Source organism: Actinoplanes sichuanensis, assembly GCF_033097365.1.
Lineage (GTDB): Bacteria > Actinomycetota > Actinomycetes > Mycobacteriales > Micromonosporaceae > Actinoplanes > Actinoplanes sichuanensis.
In genome coordinates, this window is the sequence record NZ_AP028461.1 from 7,664,318 (window position 1) to 7,684,698 (window position 20,381).

16 protein-coding genes are annotated in these 20,381 nt (G+C 72.5%); 7 read left to right on the forward strand and 9 right to left on the reverse strand.

Annotated features, from left to right (window positions below):
• Positions 1-26 precede the first annotated feature (26 nt).
• The 6 genes from Q0Z83_RS35150 to Q0Z83_RS35175 form a co-directional block, all read right to left on the reverse strand.
• Positions 27-185, reverse strand: coding sequence for a hypothetical protein (locus Q0Z83_RS35150; protein WP_317787544.1), 159 nt, complete (start codon positions 183-185; stop codon positions 27-29).
• A 58-nt stretch (positions 186-243) separates the two neighbouring features.
• On the reverse strand, positions 244-2,379 hold the full coding sequence (locus tag Q0Z83_RS35155) for a B12-binding domain-containing radical SAM protein (protein WP_317787545.1): 2,136 nt from the start codon (positions 2,377-2,379) through the stop codon (positions 244-246).
• Positions 2,376-3,701 (reverse strand): TfuA-like protein, encoded by a 1,326-nt coding sequence (locus Q0Z83_RS35160; RefSeq protein WP_317787546.1) that lies wholly within the window; start codon positions 3,699-3,701, stop codon positions 2,376-2,378. The genes Q0Z83_RS35155 and Q0Z83_RS35160 overlap by 4 nt, the downstream gene beginning before the upstream one ends.
• Complete coding sequence (locus tag Q0Z83_RS35165) at positions 3,694-4,878, reverse strand: YcaO-like family protein (RefSeq protein ID WP_317787547.1); 1,185 nt, start codon at positions 4,876-4,878, stop codon at positions 3,694-3,696. The genes Q0Z83_RS35160 and Q0Z83_RS35165 overlap by 8 nt, the downstream gene beginning before the upstream one ends.
• A 60-nt stretch (positions 4,879-4,938) precedes the next feature.
• Entirely contained in the window at positions 4,939-5,292 is a 354-nt protein-coding gene (locus Q0Z83_RS35170) for a hypothetical protein (RefSeq protein ID WP_317787548.1), read from the reverse strand.
• Between the two features lie 200 nt (positions 5,293-5,492).
• Entirely contained in the window at positions 5,493-5,858 is a 366-nt protein-coding gene (locus Q0Z83_RS35175; protein ID WP_317787549.1) for a hypothetical protein, read from the reverse strand.
• A gap of 213 nt (positions 5,859-6,071) precedes the next feature.
• Here Q0Z83_RS35175 and Q0Z83_RS35180 point away from each other — a divergent pair, with 213 nt between their 5' ends.
• The 6 genes from Q0Z83_RS35180 (at position 6,072) to Q0Z83_RS35205 (ending at position 16,786) form a co-directional block, all read left to right on the forward strand.
• Positions 6,072-7,058, forward strand: coding sequence for a hypothetical protein (locus Q0Z83_RS35180; RefSeq protein WP_317787550.1), 987 nt, complete (start codon positions 6,072-6,074; stop codon positions 7,056-7,058).
• 101 nt (positions 7,059-7,159) lie between these two features.
• On the forward strand, positions 7,160-9,490 hold the full coding sequence (locus Q0Z83_RS35185) for a TOMM precursor leader peptide-binding protein (protein WP_317787551.1): 2,331 nt from the start codon (positions 7,160-7,162) through the stop codon (positions 9,488-9,490).
• 16 nt (positions 9,491-9,506) lie between these two features.
• Positions 9,507-10,973, forward strand: a complete 1,467-nt coding sequence (locus Q0Z83_RS35190) for a SagB family peptide dehydrogenase (RefSeq protein WP_317787552.1) — start codon at positions 9,507-9,509, stop codon at positions 10,971-10,973.
• The gene (locus Q0Z83_RS35195; RefSeq protein ID WP_317787553.1) at positions 10,970-11,779 is read left to right on the forward strand and encodes an HlyD family efflux transporter periplasmic adaptor subunit; all 810 of its coding nucleotides are present in this window, start codon (positions 10,970-10,972) and stop codon (positions 11,777-11,779) included. Before Q0Z83_RS35190 ends, Q0Z83_RS35195 begins: the two co-directional genes overlap by 4 nt.
• Positions 11,776-13,953, forward strand: a complete 2,178-nt coding sequence (locus Q0Z83_RS35200) for an NHLP family bacteriocin export ABC transporter peptidase/permease/ATPase subunit (RefSeq protein ID WP_317787554.1) — start codon at positions 11,776-11,778, stop codon at positions 13,951-13,953. The genes Q0Z83_RS35195 and Q0Z83_RS35200 overlap by 4 nt, the downstream gene beginning before the upstream one ends.
• Positions 13,954-13,966: 13 nt before the next feature.
• Entirely contained in the window at positions 13,967-16,786 is a 2,820-nt protein-coding gene (locus Q0Z83_RS35205; protein ID WP_317787555.1) for an ATP-binding cassette domain-containing protein, read from the forward strand.
• On the opposite strand, the gene Q0Z83_RS35210 is transcribed toward Q0Z83_RS35205, so the two are convergent.
• From Q0Z83_RS35210 to Q0Z83_RS35220, 3 genes are all read right to left on the reverse strand, one after another.
• Positions 16,787-17,536, reverse strand: a complete 750-nt coding sequence (locus Q0Z83_RS35210) for a MerR family transcriptional regulator (RefSeq protein WP_317787556.1) — start codon at positions 17,534-17,536, stop codon at positions 16,787-16,789.
• A 150-nt stretch (positions 17,537-17,686) separates the two neighbouring features.
• Positions 17,687-18,349, reverse strand: coding sequence for a hypothetical protein (locus Q0Z83_RS35215; RefSeq protein WP_317787557.1), 663 nt, complete (start codon positions 18,347-18,349; stop codon positions 17,687-17,689).
• A gap of 15 nt (positions 18,350-18,364) precedes the next feature.
• Positions 18,365-18,874, reverse strand: coding sequence for a SigE family RNA polymerase sigma factor (locus Q0Z83_RS35220; protein WP_317787558.1), 510 nt, complete (start codon positions 18,872-18,874; stop codon positions 18,365-18,367).
• Positions 18,875-19,056: 182 nt separating this feature from the next.
• On the opposite strand from Q0Z83_RS35220, the gene Q0Z83_RS35225 reads away from it, so the two are divergent.
• Complete coding sequence (locus tag Q0Z83_RS35225) at positions 19,057-20,373, forward strand: acyltransferase family protein (RefSeq protein WP_317787559.1); 1,317 nt, start codon at positions 19,057-19,059, stop codon at positions 20,371-20,373.
• The last annotated feature ends 8 nt before the right edge of the window (positions 20,374-20,381 follow it).

Consider the following 20,381-nt stretch of genomic DNA (forward strand, 5'->3'; position numbering starts at 1 on the left):
GCGGCAGCGACGGGCATCGCGACGGGTCAGTTCGGCTGACCGATACAGCAGCCGGTGCCGCCCGGCCACGCCTGCGCCGGCGAGCCGATCGCCACCGCTCCGGCCACGAATCCGACGGCGGCCATGACCACCACGGCCAGGCGCAGCCGGTTCTTCGGGCCGCGTGCGAGCTTCTTCTCGTTCATCGTGGTGCCTCCCCCGGGCCGATGGCCCCGCCGTGTCTTGGCTGATGGGAAGACCCTGTCACGCGGCGGCACGTCCGGGCATGGGTGCGTTGCACGTATGTTTACGGTCGCCGGTCACCGGCACCCGCCGGATCGCCCGGCGCGCGATGAGGAAGTCCCAGATCCGGTCGGCGGATTCGGCGGGCAACATCCAGGCCCGGCGACGGGCATCGGCGATCGTCGACGCCGTGGTGAAGATCTTCAGGAACGGGACGGTACGGCGGGGCAGCAGCATGACCCGCCCGTCGGCCCGCCGGAAGGCCACCCGGTCGCCCGGTTCGTCGGAGTTCGCCCGCTGGATCTCGGCGAGCCGCCGCAGCACATCCGGGTCCTGGTCGGGCAGCAGTTCGCCGTCGAGCACGAACTCCCGGTCCTCGTCGTCCGGCCCGCGCCGCACGCTGCGTTCCAGCAGATCACTGACCGCGGTGCCGTACCGGTCGTGGTAGAAGAACGTGTGCGGGGTGTCGGTGCTGCTCACCCAGGGCCGCGGGTACTCACCCATGTAGAGGCTGAGTTTGTCGGCCATCACCTCGTCGCGGACGGTCTGCGTGATCGGCTCGTCGAAGAGCAGCGTACGGTCGATGTCGGCGCCCTCGAAGGAGCGGATGCCGCTGATCCCGAACCGATCAGGCTGTTTGGCCACGATGGCGCCCGGGGTGAGGACGAACTCGCCGAGGCCACCGAAGGTCCACAGTTCCCGGTTGTCCCGCAGGAAACTCACCGACTCGCGGGCCTCGTCCAGGGTCTCGGTGGGAAAACCGGTGAAGCCCATGATCTGTACGCCGATCCCGGCCTTGTGCATCGAGGACATCGTCTGCCGTACCTGCGCCGGTCTGGTGCCCTTGTCGATCAGGTCGAGGATCCGCTGGTTGCCCGACTCGAAACCCACCGAGATTGCCGTGCACCCGGCCTGTTTCAGCAGCTCGCACCGCTCGTCGGACCAGTACTTCTCGAGCCTGATCTCGGCGCCCCAGCGCACGTCGATGCCCCGCTCGACGACCTTCTCGGCGAACCGCAGGATGGCCGCCGGCGCGAGCACGTCCACCGAGAAGTAGACGAACTGCGCGAACTTCGACAGTTCCTCGACGTCGCGGATCATCCGGTCCACGGTGTCCTGCCGCCACGGGCTGGTCGGCCCGTCGGTGTTCAGCCCGTAGTCGCAGAACGTGCACTTGTTCCAGTAGCAGCCCCGGGTCGGCGAGTAGTACACGAACCGGGTCGGGCTCAGGTACATGTCCCAGGGCAGGTTGCTGAAGTCCGGGGTGGGCAGCTCGCCGAGCTTCTCATAGTGCAGCATCGGCAGCGCCCGGACCGCGCCGTGCTTCGGGTGCAGCCGCACGTTGGGGTGCTTGGTGGGCAGCGTGCCGGCGCCGAGCGCGTCGAGGATCTCGGTGTACGCGCTCTCGCCCTCCCCCACCACCAGCCCGTCGAAGTCGGCGAACAGCTCGAACAGCCGTTTCTTGTCCCGCAGGTTCTTGAAGCAGTCGGAGACCTCGGTGCCACCGGCGATCAGGAAGACGTCCGGCAGGGTCTGGCGGATCAGCCGGGCCAGCCACAGCGCGAACGGCAGCTGCCACTGGTAGGTGATGCTGATCCCGACCAGGTCGAAGTTCCCGGCCCGCAGTCGGGGCAGCAGCGACTCCTGGTAGTACGGCGTGAACGGCCGGCTCAGCCGGGACAGCACGGCCGGGTCGGTCAGCGCCCGCAGCGACCCGATCTCGATCTCCCGGGGCGCGTTGAGTTGGAAGCCGTTCTGGAACTGGCCGGGGAAGCCGGCGCCGCCGAGGCAGCTCATCCAGGCCGACACCCCGTCCACCGCACGGTGGTAGGCGTCCAGGTCGAAGAACCGTTCCGGGTCCTGGAAGGTGGCCACCGCGTCCCGGATCGCCTCCGGATCGGGGGTGCCGGTCTGCAGCAGGTGGGCCCGTTCGGTCAGGTCGGTGGTGGTCCGGGCGGCGCTCAACGCCTGGTCGAGCCAGGCCAGCGCGGACGGCGTGTAGGAGTGGTGGAACGCCTCGATGTTGGCGTCGATCACGGTCGCCGGGCGATGACCCACCGAGCGGGCGTACGAGTCGAGATAGTTCAGTGAGTGGTAGCCGGACGTCGGGTCGGTCAGCGGAGGGTAGATGAGCGCGGCGTTCGGGCTGCTGGTCACTGGTGCACCACCTCGCGAGGTCGAGTCGGGGGGAACCACGGCGCCCGGAGCACGCGCAGGTAGCCGATGAGGAAACCGGCCAGTTCACGGAGCTGGTCGAGGTCGCGGAAGCCGCGGTCCCAGGCGGCCGCGGTCAGGCCGGCCGGCTCGCAGCCCCACTGGGCGGCGAGCACCGCGTCGGTGATCCCGGCCCGGAACCGGGCCGGGCGCCCCTGTCGCCGGGTGAGTCCGGCCTGGATGCCCTTGGCGGTGACGACCGCCTGCCGGGCGATGTCGAGCACGTCGGCCCGGTGTAGCTCGGGCGGGATCATCGCCGGTGAGATCTGCCTGGTCTCGGCCGCGCCGAGACTGCGGACCAGCAGTCGCAGGGTGGCCTCGGCGGCGGGCAGGCCCACCTCGTCCGGGGTGAGCCACGAGCCGTCCGGGACCGGCCCACCGCGGCCGAGACGCTCGGCCGTGCGCAGGGCCGACTCCTCCAGGGCGGGGTCGTCCGGCGCGGCACCGCTGAAGTCGGCCAGCACCCGGGCCCGATGCGCGGCCGCGAAGCCGGGGTGCAGCACGCGCAGCGCGACCAGCAACTCCTGTTCGCTGACCCCGCCGGTCTGCTCGTAGCGGGAGCGCCAGCCCTCCAAGTAGGTGGTGTGCACGTGTTCGATCGGCTCGTCGCCGGGTCCGGCCGGGCACAGCCGGGGGTCATCGGCCGCGGCGGCGCGCAGCAGCAGCCGGGCGTCGGCGGCCTTCGCGTCGACCGGATGCTCCCGCAGCCACGACCCCAGCCCGTCCATCGCGGAGCCGGCCCGCAGCGCCAGCGAACGCCAGGTCAGCAGCCGGAACGGGATGTCGGCGGCGGTCTTCAGCAGCAGCTCGCCCTCGTCCGGGCCGATCGCGCCGGCCGTGATCGCCTCGCGGACCGCGATCCGGATGTTCACCAGCGGCTCGCTCAGCTGCCGGTACTCGTCCTCATCGAGCCCGTGCACCACGGCTACCTCGTGGTCACCGGTGACGGTGCCGTCCCGGTAGAGCTCGAAGACGTCACCGAAGCCGCGCATGCCGTACGGCCACAGCTCGGCGGCCCGCAGCGCGCCCATGCTGCTGCCACCGGCCACCGTGACGCCGCGTTCCAGCAGGAACAGGATCTCCCGATGCCGGACCGGCGGCCGGTGCATGAAGAAGCCGTCGATGATCAGCACCCGGTCGTCCGGGCCGGGGGCGAGCCGGAGCAGGTCGCCGTGCCCGACCGGCGGCAGGATCCGCGCGCCGGGCAGCAGTGCGGCGGCCTCCGCGGCGGGCAGGCTCGGGCCGAGGAAGACCAGGTCAGACATCGCCGGCTCCGGGGCGCAGGGAGAGCGCGGCGTCGTCGACCAGGCGCAGGCCCGGCGCGATCACCCGGCTCACCGGGATGCCGACCTCGTCGTGGGTCAGGTCCACCACGAACGGCTCGTGGCCGGTGTACTCCATGATCCGGGCGGCTACGTGCTGCACGAGGGCCTCCAGGTCCTGGCCGAGGGCGGTCACCGCGGGATCCGGCGGGCGGATCGGCTCGCAGGGCAGGTCGAGGGCGGGCGGCGGCTCGGCGTACGGGTCGGCGGCCATGTAGACCTCACCGGCGATGTCGTCGCGGGCCCCGCCGACGGTGACCAGCCGGGACTGGGCCGCCTCGGCCAGCGCCCGGCCGACCGCCCGACCCGGGTCGACGTGACATCCGAAGCCGCCGAAGACCATCGGGATCGAGTTGTCCCACATCGACGCGCCGTAGCAGGGCAGCCCGGTCGGGCCGGTCAGGTCGACCACCTCGACCCAACTGGAGGAGCCACGGACCGCGGCGAGCACGGCCATGGTCGAGGGATCGGTGCAACTGTCCGGGTCCACGTAGCGGCGGTCGGCGAGAGCGGAGATCGCGTACGGCGTCATCCCGTCCCGCTCGACGAGTTCCAGCAGCGCGTGCAGGGTCGCCTCGGCCGCGGTGTTCCCGGTGGCCAGCCCGCTGCTGGTCGGGGTGAAGAGGACGTCGTTCGGGATGCCCCCGGGGGTGACCGTGAAGTCGAGATAGACCAGGTCGTAGGGGGCCAGGTAGGTGCGCCCGGTCAGCAGGCCACGACCGGCGATCCAGTCGAGCACGGTCCGGCCGGTCAGTGGCGACCGCGGCGCCAGATGCAGGGAGCGAGGGTCAAACCCGAGATCAAGATCAAGGGCCGGCGCTCGTACGGCCACCGCGCGCCGCGGATTCTCGGCGTGCCAGCCCTCGATGCTCTCCATCGTCGCGGCCACCCGGGACTGGGCCGCGGTGAGCCCGGTGCCGACGGTCACGGCCAGGCACCGCCCGGTGGGGCGGTAGGCCACGTGCACCGGCAGCCCGACCTCGTCCAGCCCGGTGATGTCGGCGACCCGGGTGATCCCGAACCGCGGCAGCATCGGCCGGATCCGTTCCCAGGTCTGCTCGGCGGTCGCCGCCCGGTACGACGCGGTCCGGGTCGGGTGATCGTTGACGGTCGTCGGCACGGTTCGTCCTCCCCGGGAAGTGCGGGGCCGGCGCGAACGGGGGTCGCGCCGGCCCGGCCGTCACTTGGACTGGTAGAGGTTGTTGTTGACGTTGTTGCCGGCCGCGATCAGCTCGAGGTCCTCGTCGGTGAGCTCGCTCAGGTCGATCGGGGCGTGCTCGGGAACACGCAGCACGTGCGTCCCGGGGGTGCCGTGGAAGGCCTGCAGGATCTCGGTCCGGGTGAGCAGCTCCTCCGGCTGGCTCCGGTCGACCGTCACGGTCGCCGCGGGGTCGACCGGCAGGCCGGCCTCGATCGCGTACTGCTTCGGGTCGGCGAGCAGCGCCGACAGCGCGGCGTCGTCGCTCCAGACCTTGGCCAGCAGGCCCTGGTAGGCCCGGTCGAACTCGGTGAAGTCGGTCTCTTCGGCGCTCATGACACACGTCCTTCCGGTGCTACTGCGAATGGGGTGACGGCCCGGTGATGCCGGTGGGGCCGTGATGCCGGGCCGGGAAGCGGCGGTGGCGTGACCACGACGCTAGGAACGGCCGGAGGGCCCGGGCAAGGGAAGCGGCGGTGACGGCACGGGACGGTGCCGTGACGCTCCGAGCACGGAACCGATCGATGTCATCGCGGTCAGGTGCAGCAGCAGGGGCAGCAGCAGGCGCCCGTCGGGTCCACCCCGGCCACCACACTGTCCAGCTCGTGCTCGGACAGTTCCTGCTCGTCGAGCTCGTCCAGGGCGGGCACGTAGAGCAGCAGCGGCCCGCGGCCGGCGGCGGCGTCCGCCCAGGCCCGGACCTGCACGTCGATGTCCGGATCCATGTGCTGGGCGTCGCGCACCACCACGACCGGTACCTCCGGCGGCAGCAGCAGGTCGTGCTCGGCGAGCAGCCGGTGCGGATCGGTGCCGAGCAGGCGTTCCTGCTCCGGTTCCGACCAGACACCGGCGACCAGTCGGCCGTACGCGGTGATGAAGAGTGTGCGTTCTGACGGGTCCATCGTTTCTGTCTCCGCTCTCACGGGGCCTGCAGGATTCGCCCATCGTCGGCGCGGACTCCGGTGGCGACCGGGCACGGCATCGATCGGTGTCACGGTGCCGCCCGCCCGGACACGGTTCGGTGCCGTGCCCGGCCCGGCGCCGGAACCTCGCCGAATACTCGGATCACGGCGGCGGACGCCGGTTGCGGTAGTGACGAGGATCAGGTGGTCGACATGGCATCCCGGACGCGTGACGGGCTCGGGCGGATGGTGATCCCGACGGTCTTCCTGCTGGCCGTCGCCGGGTGCGGCGACCCGGGGACCGAGCCGGCGGCGGCACCGCCGGAGGCCGTCGGGCCGAGCGCCGCGGGCTTCGACCCGGCCGCGGTGCTGGCCGAGTTCGACGCGGCCGACTCGGCGGCGTCGAAGAGCGGCGACGGCGAGAGACTGGCCGTCTGGGAGACCGGACCGGCCCTGCAGAACAGCCTGGCCGGGGTGAAACGGGCCCGGCTCAGCAAGCGGGTCCTACCCGGTTTCAAACACCGGGAGCCGGTGTTCGCGGTGTCCGAATCCTGCTTCGTGGTCTCCGCCGAGATGGCCGTGGACGGCGAGGACCGGCCCCGCGCCGACGCCGCCCACTTCGCCAGGACGGCCGACGGCAGATGGCAGCTCAGCCACCACGTGATGATCTCCGACGAGCGGGTGGCGGCGACCGGGGCGTTCCAGCGGGCGACCGCGCACCCGACCGACGAGGTGCTGGCGGCGGCCCGCCGGACCGCGCTGACCGGTGAGGTCTTCAACCGCAGCATCGCCGGACCGGCCGACACCACGCTCCTGGCGCGCAGCGCCGTCCTCGACGACCAGCTGGCCGCCGGATGGTCCATCTACACGTCGCAGATGGAGGCCGCGTCGATGACGGTGGACCGCAGGCTGACCGCCTCGGAATGGGCTCCGTGCGCGGCGAAGGCCGACGACGGCATCGTGGGCTTCCTGACCCTCAACGTGGTCGACACGATCGTCTCCACGACGGACGGCGCCGACGCGGTCCTCGCCCCGCCCGCCCCGGATCTGCTGGCCACCGGCCGGACCACCGCGGTGAAGGCACACACGATCACCGTCTCCCGCGTCGAGACGTTCCTGCTCAAGATGCCGCCGGACGGCGGCCCGGCCGCGGTGCTCGGCCTGACCGACGCCGCCACCGAGATCGTCGCCACCGACTAGCCCGTTCGCGGCCCGCCACTACGGCCGGGATCGGTGCCATTGCTGGAGCCGACCGGGATGCCGACCAAGAATCGCCGGTAACCGGCTGTGAGGTGAGACCGATGCAGAACCCCCGCTTCCGCCACGACTACCTGCCGATCCGTCTCGCCGAGCCGTACCGGGACCACCTCGTCGTGGTCGGCGAGACCCGCAACGTGCTGATCGACGACCCGGTCGCGGTGGAACTGGCCACGCTCCTGGACGGCACCCGCGCCCTCGGTCAGGTGGTCGGTGAACTGGTCGGCCGGCACTCGGCCGGGGCCCTGGCCCGCGCGCTGCGCCGGCTCGACGGCCTGGACCTGCTGGCCGGCGGGCCGTGCGCGACCCCGCGACCGGCCGCGGCGGCCTGGGACGCCCGCGCCGTGGCCCCGGACCGGGCCGAACAGTGGCGGCGCGACGGGCGGGTGCTGCTGGTCGACGCCGGCTCCCCGACCGCCGCCGACCTCGCCACCCGGCTCGGCGACCTCGGCCCACCGGTGACCGTACTGCCGATCGACGAACTCGGGCTCCCGCGACGAAAGGGACAAATCAACGAGGGCTCCCTGCCGGACCGGGGCCGGCTTCTGGAGCGGGACGGGCTGATCGTCGTCGCGGCCGGGTCGATGATCGATCCCCGGCTGGGCGCGCTCAACGAAGCGCTCCTGGCCGCTGGACGGCCATGGCTGATGGTCCGGCCGCACGGGCACGTACTGCTGCTCGGCCCGCACTTCCGGCCCGGCACGACCGGCTGCTGGGAGTGCCTGCGGCGGCGCTGGACCGACAACGAGGAGGTCATCAACTTCGTCGTCGAGCAGCGCCGGGACCGGGACCGGCCCAGCCCGGCCTGGGCGGCGCTGGCCGCCACCACCACGGCCCTGGCCGGGCTGCTCGCCGCCGAACTGCCGGTGCTGGCAGTGGCCGGCGACTCGCCCCGGGTCACCGGGCGGATGGTCTCACTCGACACCCGTGACCTGAGCACCGGCACGCACACGCTGGTCCGGCTGCCGCAGTGCCCGGCCTGCGGCGACCCGGCCCGGCTGGACGGGGACGGACCACGGGTGACGGTGGCCGACGGTCCGCTCGCCGCCGACGACGGGACCGGCAGTCGCGCCCGACCCGCCGCGGAGACCCTCCGACTGCTGGAGCACCAGGTCAGCCCGTACCTCGGGGTGGTGACCAGGCTGACACCGACGGGTGGTGACAGCGGCGGCGGGATGATGTTCGGTTTCACCGCCGGGCACAACTTCGCGCTGGCCCGCGGCCCGGAACGGCTGCGCGGCAACCTGCGCGGGCTCAGCGGCGGCAAGGGCCGCACCGAGACGCAGGCCCGGGTCAGCGCGATCGGCGAGGCGATCGAGCGGTACTGCGGGGTGTGGCGGGGTGATCGACCCACCCATCGGGCCACCTTCCGGGACCTGGGTCGGGACCGGGCCGTGCCGATGTCCGAGCTGCGGCACTTCTCGGCCCGCCAGTACGCCGAACGGGACCTGACGAACCCGCGGGCCGGGATGTTCCACCACGTACCGGCCGCCGTCGCCGACGACACCGAACTCGACTGGACCACCGGCTGGTCGCTGACCCACGACCGGCCGTGCGACCTGCCCGCCGCCTACGTCTGGTACGGCCATCCGGAGTCGACCCGGCTCGGCCCGGCCGACTCCAACGGCTGCGCGGCGGGCGGCACGCTCGGCGAGGCGATCCTGCAGGGCTTCTACGAGCTGGTCGAACGGGATGCCGTCGCCCTCTGGTGGTACCACCGCTCCCGGCTGCCCGGAGTCGACCTGGCCGCCTCCGACGACCCGTGGCCGGCCGCCGTGCGGCGGCACTACCGCACCGTCCTCGGCCGGGAACTCTGGGTCCTCGACCTCACCGCCGACCTGCGGATCCCGGTGTACGCGGCGGTCAGCGAACGCGACGGTGGCGGGCAGGTGCTGGTCGGCTTCGGTGCGCATCCGAGCGCCGCGGTCGCGCTGACCCGGGCGGTGAGCGAACTCAACCAGTTCCTGCCCCTGGCCGCGGCCGTGGCCGGTGCGAACGGCGGCTACCACGGCGCCGAGCCGGAGACCGCCCGCTGGCTGGGCACCGTGACCACCGCCGACCAGCCGTGGCTGCGGCCCGATCCGGATCAGCCGCCGACGACTCCGGCGGCTCATCCGGTCCCGGCCGCGACCGGCACCTCGGCTGCGGTGGCCGCCGCCGTCGGTGCCGCCCGGAACGCCGGCCTGGAGCTGATCGTGGTCGACCAGTCCCGCCCGGAGCTGGAGCTGGCCGTGGCCCGGGTGGTCGTGCCGGGGCTGCGGCACTTCTGGCGGCGGCTCGGTCCGGGGCGGCTGTGGGCGGTGCCGGCCGCCCTCGGACGGGCGCCGCGGGCCACCGCCGAAGACGAGATCAACCCGTTGAGTGTCTTCTTCTGATCGTCCGGAGGGGCCCGTGTCATCGACCACCGCAGTGCCCACCGAACCGGATACCGGCTCGGTCCGCCGGGTTCCGGTCCGGGAGGAGTACCGCTTCCGGGACCGGACCACCCTGGCCAACGGCACCGGCGACTCGATCACCGTCCAGTACGGGCGGTTCCAACTGCACATGGAACGGCTCGGGCTGGGCCGCCGGGCGATGCTGCTGCGGCTGGCCGACGAATGGCTCGACGACGACGCCGTCCAGCATCTGGTGGCCACGGTCGAGGGCGAGAACAGCATCCTGCGGGCCCAGGTGCTGCTCCGACGGCTGGTCACGCACGCCTGGCTGCGCCGCCGGCTGTCCGCCGGCAACCGGCCGCTGCTGGAGATCGACCCGCAGGGGCTCGGCGCGTCGGTGCTGCCGCCACCGGCCCGGCACCGGCCCGGAGTCAGATACCGGATGTCGCGTCTGGCCCGGATCGACGCCGACGGCGAGGTGCTGTCCGCGCTCAGCCCGGCGCATGCGGTGGTCGTCGGCTGTCCCGACCCACGGGTGGCCGGCCTGCTCGCGGTGGCCGCCGCCCAGGGCTGTGACCTGGACCGGGCGGCCGCCGTGCTGGGGGTGTCGGCGCCGGTGGCGGGCCGGGTCCTGGACGAGTTGCTCAGCGCCGGGATCGTGACGGAACCGGGCGGTACGGCCACACCCGCGGTGTTCTGGTCACCGGCGGAGCTGGAGGTACACCACAGGTCCCGGGTCGGGCGGCACGCGCTTCCGGTCGGCGGCACCTACCGGTTCCGGGACCGGCTGCCGGCCGAGCCGCTACGGCGTACCTTCCCCGACGCCCCGGCCACCGACCTGCCGGAACCGGACCTGGACGCGATCGCCGCGACCGAGCCGGCCCTGACCGACGTGATCCGGGCCCGGCGGTCGATCCGCGCCCACGACGACGCGCATCCGATCACCGTGGATCGGCTGGCCGAGTTCCTGTATCGGGTGCAGGCCACCCGCCCGGCCGGTGCCCACGACGGCATCGAGGTCGGGCACCGGCCGTACCCGGGTGGCGGTGGGCTCTACGAGCTGGAGATCTATCCGCTGGTGCTGAGCTGTGCGGGCCTGTCGCCGGGGCTGTACCACTACGACGGGACGGCGCACCAGCTGCGCCTGCTGGCCCCGCCGGGGCCGTTGACCGAACGGATGGCCGGGTACGCCCGAGCCGCCGCCGCGATGGCCGGGCCACCCCAGGTGCTGCTGGTGATCACTGCCCGGGTCGGCCGGCTGATGTGGAAGTACGAGGGGATCGGCTACCCGATGATCCTCAAGCACTCGGGTGTACTCACCGAGCTGATGTACCTGGTCGCCACGGCGATGGGGCTGGCGCCGTGCGCGCTGGGCTCGGGCGACTCGGCCGCGTTCGCCGAGCTGTCCGGGATCGATCCGCTGGCCGAACCCGCGGTGGCCGACTTCGCGCTCGGCTCGCCCTACCCCAAGGAGCCCCGATGAGGTTCCGTAGGCAGGCGCTGCGGCACCTGGAGCAGCCGGAGAGCCTGGACCAGGTGGCCCGGCTGACCACGGTGCCGAGCTGGCTGCTCACCGCCGCGCTGGTGGTGACCGTGTTGGCCACCGGCGCCTGGACCACCACGGCGACGCTGGATCGGGAGGTCACCGCCGGTGGTGTGCTGATCCACCCGCACGGGGTCTCCGACTTCGACGCCGCAGAGACCGGTCGGGTGGTCAAGGTCTGGGTGGACCGGAATCAGCCGGTCGCCAAGGGCAGCCCGATCTACAGCGTGCAGGGTGACTCCGGTGGGATCGTCACGGTGCCCGCGCCGTGGGACGCGTACGTGGTGAACCTGCTGATCGCCGAGGGCCGGGTGGTCGAGCGCGGTTCCCGGGTGGCCGAACTGGAACGGCTGGACGCGCCGGGTGACGCCCTGCAGGCGGTGCTGTTCGTACCGGCCGCGAGCGCGCCGATGCTCTCCGCCGGCCAGCCCGTGCACGTCGACGTGGCCGCGGTCTCCACCACGGTCTTCGGCACCCTGCAGGGCGAGGTCGGTACGGTCGGCGCGTTCCCGGAGACCGAGGACTCGCTGCGGGCGTTCCTCGGTTCGGGCCGGGACGTGCGGCCGTTCCTGGCCGACGGCAGCGTGGTCCGGGTGGTGGTGCTGCTGCACGCCGACCCGGAGTCGCCGACCGGGTTGCAGTGGTCGAAGGCGTCCCCGCCGTTTCGGCTCACCTCGATCAGCGAGGTCGACGGCCGGATCGTGGTCGGCCAGGATCGGCCGCTGGACTGGGTGCTGGGCCGATGACCGACACCGTGATCGACCTGGACCGGGCCGCCCCGGAGCCGCCGCGCCGCCGCCGGGTGCGCACACCGACGCTGATCCAGATGGAGGCGGTCGAGTGCGGCGCGGCCTCGCTCGGCATCGTGCTGGCCCACCACGGCCGACACGTACCCCTGGAGGAGCTGCGGGAACGCTGCGGGGTCAGCCGGGACGGCTCGAACGCCTCCACCGTGCTCAAGGGCGCCCGGCACTACGGGATGACCGCCAAGGGCTTCCAGATGGAGGTCGACAAGCTCGCCTCGGTGCCGCTGCCGGCCATCCTGTTCTGGAAGTTCCAACACTTCCTGGTGTTGGAGGGGATGGGCGCCAAGAAGGTCTGGGTGAACGACCCGGCGACCGGCCCGCGCCCGATCGGCTGGGCCGAGTTCGACGAGGGCTACACCGGCATCGTGCTGACGCTGACCCCGGATCCGGAGAGGTTCCGACCCGGCGGCGACCGGTTCCGGGCCTGGGCCGCGCTGGCCGCCCGCTGGCGGGGGCTGCGCGCGGTCGCCGCCCAGGCCGTCCTGCTCGGCCTGGTGATGGCCGTGGTCGGCCTGACCATGCCCGCGGTGGTCCGGATCTTCGTCGACCAGGTGCTGCTCGGTGGCGGTGGGGCGCTTTCCGGGCTGCTCACCGCGATGGCCGGGGCCGCGGTGGTCACGCTGCTCGCGGCACTGGCCCAGGAACGCCTGATGGTCCGGGCCGAGACCGCGATGGCGCTGAGCACGGCGGCCCGACTGTTCCGGCGGCTGATGCGGCTGCCCGCGGCGTTCTTCGACCAGCGGCAGGCGGCCGACCTGACCCGCCGGATCCGCAGCACCGACGTGGTGGCCGACGTGGTCACCAGGCGGCTGACACTGACCCTGGTCGACGTGACGCTGGTGGTCGCGTACGGCGGCCTGCTCTGCCTTTACGATCCGCTGCTGGGCGCCGTGTCGGTGCTGCTGTGCGGCCTGAACGTGCTGGCCCTGCGGTACGTTTCGGCGCTGCGCACCACGGCGGTGGCGAGTCTGCAGGCCGAACGCAGCAAGCTGTTCAGCACCGTGCACACCACCATCCAGATGATCGAGACGGTCAAGGCGGGCGGCGCCGAGCAGCACAGTTTCCAGCAGTTCAGCTCGCGGGCCGCAGCGGTCACCAACGACCAGCAGCGGCTCGGCCGGCCCACCGCGATCCTCTCGGTCGTGCCCGCGCTGCTGGCCACCCTGAACACCGCGGTCCTGCTCGGGCTGGGCGGCCCACGGATCCTGGCCGGCAGCCTCAGCATCGGCGTCGTGCTCGGCATGCAGACCCTGGTGGTGGCGATGAACCGGCCGGTCGCCGCGCTCACCGCGGTCGGCGCGCAGGTCCAGGAGATGTCGGCCGATCTGAGCCGACTGCGCGACGTGGAGAACTATCCGGCCCCGGATCCGCCCCGGCCCGAGCCGCCGGAACCACTGGACGGGCACCTGCGGATCGAGGGCCTGACCTTCGGCTACAACCCGCTCGCGGCACCGCTGCTGAGCGAGTTCGACCTGGATCTGCCGCCGGGCGCCCGGGTGGCGCTGGTGGGCCGCTCGGGCAGCGGCAAGTCGACGGTCGGGCGGCTGGTGTCCGGCCTGTACCGGCCGTGGTCCGGGCGGATCACCGTGGACGGCCGGGAACGGGCGAGCATCGACCCGGGGCTGTGGGCGGCCACCGTGGCGATGGTCGACCAGGAGCAGATCCTGTTCGAGGGCACGATCCGGGAGAACGTCACACTCTGGGACTCGTCGGTCTCGGACGAGGACGTGGTCGCCGCGCTGTCCGACGCCGCGGTGCTGGACGTGGTGCTGTCCCGGCCGGGTGGCCTGGGCGCCCGGGTCGACGAGGGCGGCCGCAACTTCTCCGGCGGTCAACGTCAACGGCTGGAGATCGCCCGCGCGCTGGTACGCCGTCCGCGCCTGCTGGTCCTCGACGAGGCGACCAGCGCGTTGGACGCCCAGACCGAGCAGACCATCGACCACCACCTGCGCCGTCGCGGAGCCACCTGCCTGATCGTGGCGCACCGGCTGTCCACGATCCGCGACTGCGACCTGATCGTGGTGCTGGACGGCGGGCGCGAGGTCGAACGCGGCACCCACGACGAGCTGGTGGCTCGGGACGGTCACTACGCACGACTGGTCCGGGACGAGTGAGAGGTCGGGGTCGATGACGATCGAGACGGTCACCGGGGACGGCGCGCTGCTCGTGGTGGACGCGCCGAGCGACCTGTTCCTGGTGCGCACCAGGGTCGGTGGCGCGCGGTCCCGGCGGCACTTCGTGGCCCGGATCCCGGCCGGTGGGCTGGTACCCGACGTCGCCCGGTCCGGGGTGTGGCGGCTGCTGGCCGTACCGCTGCCGGGTGGACGTCTCGACCGCCTGCCCGGACCGCCCGACGGCGCCGAGGCGATCGATCTGTCGCTGGCCGCGCTGGCCGGCGCGGTCCGTGGCGACCGGGAGCCGCCGCGGGACGCCCGGACGCTCTACGCGGGGCAGGTCGAGGCGGCCACCGCGGGCACCACCTTCACCGGCACCCCGGCGGTGTGCTGGGTGCGCGGCACCGGCGGCCGCCTGACCCGCAACGACGGTGGGCCGGACGAGACGTTCGAGGAGGGTGTGCCGGTGCTGCTGGCCGGGCGCGACTGGGTGCGCCCGGAACGAGGCGGCGCGGTGGAGGCGTGCTCCAGCGACGATCTGCTGCGCTCGGGCGAGCTGTGGGACGTGGTCCGCGACCGGACCGCCCGGCTGCTGCGCCTGGTCGAACGGCAGGGTGCGGCGGCCGACGCGGCGCTGCTGACCTCGCTGACCGCCCGCGAGGAGGGGAACCGGGCGGCGGTGGCCCGCGCGACCCGGATCGCGTCCGGTCTGGTCGGCGCCCGGCCGTCCGCCGGTCACACCGGGCGGGGCGAGCGGTTCCGGCGGGCCGCCGCCGCGTTGCGCCTGGTCGCCGGTGCGGGCGGGCTGCCGGTGGTGGAGCCGGCCGGGCGGCGCGACGAACCGGCCGATCTGGCCGAGGCGGTCCGTGCGGTGGCCCGCAGCTCGTCGCTGCACCTGCGGGACGTGCAGCTACCGGAGGACTGGTGGCGGCACGACCTGGGCCCGCTGCTGGGCTGGCGGGCCGAGGAGACCGGGACCGCCGTGGTGTGTCTGGTGCATCGACGCGGCCGGTACCGGGAGGTGGACCCGGAGACCGGGGCGGTCCTGGCCACCGGCCGGGCCGCCGCCGACGGGGTGTCCCGGACCGCCACCCAGGTGCAGGTGCCGCTACCGGTCGAGACATCGGTGCCGAAGGTGTTCCGGCTGGGCAGCACCGGCGCGGGCCCGGATCTGGCCGTCCTGGCCGGGTGCGGGCTGATCGTCGCCGCGCTGGCCCTGGCCGCGCCGATCGTGACCGGCCGGGTGCTGGGCGCGCTGGCCGAACGGGTGTCGGTGTCCGGCCTGACCTGGTCGGCACTGCTGCTGGTGGCCTGCGGCGGGGTGGCCGCCCTGGTCGGCGTGGCGACGAATCTACGTATGTTGCGCGGTGAGGGCCGGGTCGAGTACGGCGTACAGCTGGTCCTCTGGGATCGCCTGCTGCGGCTGCCGGTCCGGTTCTTCCGGGACACCAGCAGCGGCGAGCTGGCCAACACGCTGCTCGGGGTCACGTTCGTCCGGGAGGCGCTGTCCGGGGTGATCCTGCTGCTGCTCACCTCGTCGCTGACCGCGATCACCATGCTGACGCTGGTGTGGGTGCTGAGTCCACCGCTGGGGCTGGCCGCCACCGGCTTGGCGCTGGCCGCGCTGGTGCTGGTCGGCGTGCTGGGCCGGGTGGTGATCGCGCGGCAGCGGCGGGCGCTGCCGGCCGAGCACCGGGCGGTGTCCACCGCGCACCAGCTGATCAGCGGAATCTCCAAGATCAAACTCGCCGGGGCGGAGCAGCGGGCGTTCGCCCGATGGTTCGAGCAGACGGCGTACGCCCGGGGCACCCTCAACCGGGTCCGCGGCGTGCAGGCCGTGCTGCGGGCGGTGGCCACCGTGCTGCCGATCGCCGGTCAGCTGCTGCTGTTCACGATCCTGGCCGGCCCGCTCGCCGGCGAACTGGCCCCGGACGACTTCTTCGCCCTCAACGTGGCCTTCCTGATGCTGGTCGGCGCGCTGCTGGTGATCGTCTCCGGAAGTGTCGAGCTGCTGGCCGCGCTACCCCGCCTCGCCGAGCTGAAGCTGCTGCTCGCCGGCGTGCCGGAGCGGACACCGGACCGGGCCGACCCGGGCGACCTGCGCGGCGAGATCACCCTCCAGGACGTGAGCTTCGGGTACGGCCCGGACGCCCCGCCGGTGATCGACGACGTGACGCTGCGGGTGCCGGCCGGTAGCTTCACGGCGATCGTCGGCCCGAGCGGATGCGGCAAGTCCACCCTGCTCCGGCTGCTGCTGGGCTTCGAGTCGCCGGCGCAGGGTTCGGTCTACTACGACAACCAGGATCTCGCCGAACTGGACCTGCAGGCGGTCCGCCGACAGTGCGGGGTGGTGCTGCAGGACGGGCAACTGTTCGCCGGTTCGCTGCGCGACAACGTGTGCGGCGCCGCCTCGTACAGCCTGGAACGGGTCCTGGAGGCGGCCCGGCTGGCCGGACTCGACGACGACATCGCGCACCTGCCGATGGGTGTGGCGACGATGGTTCCGCACGGTGGCGGCACACTCTCGGTCGGGCAGCGGCAGCGCGTCCTGATCGCCCGGGCGCTGATCCACCGACCCCGGATGATCTTCTTCGACGAGGCGACCAGCGCGCTCGACAACCGCACCCAGGAGCGGGTCACCGAGAGCACCCGGCAGCTCAGCGCCACCCGCCTGGTGATCGCGCACCGGTTGTCCACGGTGCGGCACGCCGACCTGATCGTGGTGATGGAGCGGGGGCGGATCGTGCAGCAGGGCACGTTCGCCGACCTGATGGCCGAGCGGGACGGTCTGTTCCACCGGCTGGCCCGCCGCCAACTGGTCACCGAGGACTGATCAGCCCAGGTCCATCACGGCGGCGGTCTCCACCAGCATGACGGTGCCCTGACCGGAGCGACGGCCCACGATGTCCACCACGGACGTCGGGCCGCGGTTCTCGGCGACCACCCGGAACGCCTCGCTGAGCAGGTCGATCAGCCCCTGCGCGAGCAGCTCGGCCGAGTCGCTCCACTCGTCCCAGGTGTTCGCACGCGGCCGGGCCGGGTCGCCCGGCAGCGACAGGATCCGGTCGCCGGTCGCCCGCAGCAGCTCGTCGACCGGGCGGCCGATCCGGTCCAGTACCTCGACCAGCACCTGCACGGTCTGCCGGGCGGGCAGACCGGACCGGTGCAGTTCCAGAGCCGCGCGCAGCGCCCGCGGCCGGACCAGCTGGACCGCCCCGTTCTCCCGCCACGCGACCACCCCGTGTCTGGTGAGCGCGTCGACCAGCGCCGGGGACTCGGTGGCGAGCCGCTGCATCAGGGGGGCGAGGCCGTCGCCGCGAGGCTGTCCGGCACGTACCCCGAACATCGCCTCGATCGCGGTGAGGTTGAAGCCCTGCCGTTGCAGCGACAGGATCGCCTCCAGCCGGCGCAGGTGATGTTCCTGGTAGACCACGGTACGGCCGCGCCGGACCGGCGGGGCGAGGATGCGGCGGGCCTGATGCGCCCGGATGTTGCGAGGCGACATCCCGACCTGGCGGCTCAACTCCCCGATGGTGAACTCCGGCTGGGTCGCCGCCGGTCCTTCCACACGCTGGACGGTCATCCCGCTACCCCCGCTCCTGCCCCGTCTGGGCACGGGACCATCGTCACGCGCGGGTTCGCCTACCCACATCGGGGCGCGGCACGTACTTTTCTCAGCGGGGCGACCGGGGCGCTTTCCCCGTCCCGGTCGCCCCGCGCACCACGGCGGGGGTCAGCCGTGGGTGATCTTGGCGTTCTCGTCGACGTGGATGCCGGAGGCGAACTCCAACACCTCCTTCTCACCCCAGCCCAGGCCGTCCCAGACCTGGATGACCATCCAGCGGCCCTCGCCCAGCTTGACGAAGAGCGCGCTGCCGTCGGTCTGGTCGATCATCTTGGTCAGCAGGCCCGTCGACCCGTTGACCGTGACCTCCTTGCCCTTCAGCTCCTCGGTCGGGGCGAACTCCTGGAGCTGCGCGACGATCTTGCCGACGAAGCTGTTCGGGTCCTTGTCCTTGAACCCCTTCGGAGCGATGACGATGCCGTAGTCGTCGGCGCCCTGTAGCTCCCAGCCGTCCGGGACCTTGTCGAGGGTGAAGCCCTTGGGCTGTTCGCCCTGGTAGGCGACGAGCTTGGTGACGGCGGTCTGCGGCGCGCCGGCCGTCGGCCGGTCGACGGCGGCTTCCGGCGACGTCGGCGCGGCGCCGGTCCCGGTGGTGCCGACGATCACCGCGGCCAGCGCGGCCACGGCGAAGGCGCAACTTCCGACAACCTGGGTGGTACGGCGCCGGCGCAGCGCCTTCTGTCCGCGGGCCAGGTCGGCCGCGACCTGCTCCCGAGTGGGTTCAGCCACCGGGCCGGCGATCCGCGCCAACCCGTCCTGAAGGTTGTTCATGTCATTTTCTCCTGGTCACAGCAGTGCAAGGGAGGACTTGGAGCCGAGGACCGTACGGAGCCGGTCGAGCGCCCGGGCGGTCTGGCTCTTCACCGTTCCCTCGGAGCACCCGAGGGCGTCGGCGGTGTCGGCGACATCGAGGTCGTAGAAGTAGCGGAACACCAGGGCCGCCCGCATCCGCGGTGGCAGCTCCCGCAAGGCCGCGCGCAGGCCGTCCGAGACGTCACCGTCGATGTGGTCGGCCGCCGCCCGTTCGGGGACCTCGGCCATCGGCCGTTCGCTCCGTCGCCACCACCGCCGCCGCTCGTCGGTCAGCGCGTTCACCAGCGTCCGCCGGACGTAACCGTCCGGGTTGTCGGCCCGCTGGAAGGACGGCCACGCGACGTACAGCTTCGTCAGGGTGGACTGGACCAGGTCCTCGGCCAGGTGGGCGTCGCCCGCCGTGAGCAGAGTCGCGGTACGCACCAGCGCGGCCCTCCGGCTGACCACGAACTGATGGAATTGCTCATCACGCTCGGTCTTCACACGAGCCCCTCCTTCGCTCTCACGCCCCCCTGACGACTCCCTCCTCGACCAGGTTGCACGGCGGAGAAAAATCGACCCAGCGTGACAGCACCTCGACCAGGCGTCACACACCCGTTCAGCTGGATCTGAACGGACTGTGTCCCGGCTTTGATAGACCCGTGAATATCAGTAGTCTCGCCCGGGTGTCGACCGAAACCCGCGACCGGGACGCCGCTGCCCCCACTCCGGCCCCCTCCCCCGCTGCTCAGGCCGTGAGTCCGCCGGCCGCCCGCCTGCGTTGGCTGGACGCTCTGCGGGGCATCGCGGTGCTCGCCGTGGTCTACGAGCACTTCGCCGCGTACCTGTTCCCGGGTGTGAAACAGGCCACTGTCCAGTGGGTGCACGCCGGCACCTTCGGTGTGACGCTCTTCTTCCTGGTCAGCGGCTACATCGTGCCCGCCTCGATCGAGCGGCGGGGCAGTCTCCGGCACTTCTGGATCGGCCGGCTGTTCCGGCTCTACCCGGCGTTCCTGATCACCATCGTCGGCGCTGCGGGCGTGGCCCAGGTGGCGTCCCGGCCGGGCGTCCCGGACGACCTGTTCGACAAGACGACGACCACCGTCCTGGGGCATCTGACCATGCTGCAGGACATCCTCGGGGTGGCGAACGTCCAGTACCAGTTCTGGACCCTCACCTACGAGATGCTGTTCTACCTGATCGTCACGGTGGTGTTCGTCTTCGGCGTGCATCGGTTCAGCGCCGAGATCGCGCTGCTGCTGTCGGCGGCCGCGATCGCGCTGGGTTCGGTGCTGCCGGTCCGGGCGTTCGCCGGTGACCCCCTCGCGCTGCGCAACCTGGTCCTGATCACCGGCCTGGTCCTGCTGATCGGGGTGACCGCGGTCAGCAGCAAGCGGCGGGCGATCGTGGTGGCGGGCGCGGTGCTGCTCGGTTCGGGCGTGGTCGCGCTGCTCGGCGGCAACCAGGCCAAGGGCGGCTGGGAGGGTTTCGTCATCCTCGCCGTGATGTTCACCGGCACCGCGCTGTACCGCGCCGAGCAGGGCCAGATCGCCAAGTGGCGGGCGGTCCCGGCGGTGGTCGCGGTGCTCACGGCGACGGTCATCGGCACGTACGGCTACGGCAACATGTGGAACATGGTCGGCAAGTTCCCGGCCGACCGTTCGTGGACCGGCGGCCTGCTGCTCGCCTTCGTGTTCTTCGCCCTCGGCATGGCGCTGCGCCACAAGCCGGTGCCGGGCTGGCTGTCCTGGATCGGCGCGATCAGCTACTCGGTCTACCTGCTGCACTACCTGGTGCTAGCGCTCGCCGGTGACCTGCTGCGCGGCAGCGTCGAGGAGCCGCTGCCGCTGAAGCTGGCGCTGACCGTGGGTTACCTTTCGGCGGTGCTGCTGGTCAGCTGGCTCTGCTACCGGGCGGTCGAACTGCCGTTCCAGTCGATGGGCCGCAAACTGTCCAAGCGGCTCGACGCGGGCGCCCCGAAACCGCCGAGCGCCCCGGCGTAGCGTTCGGC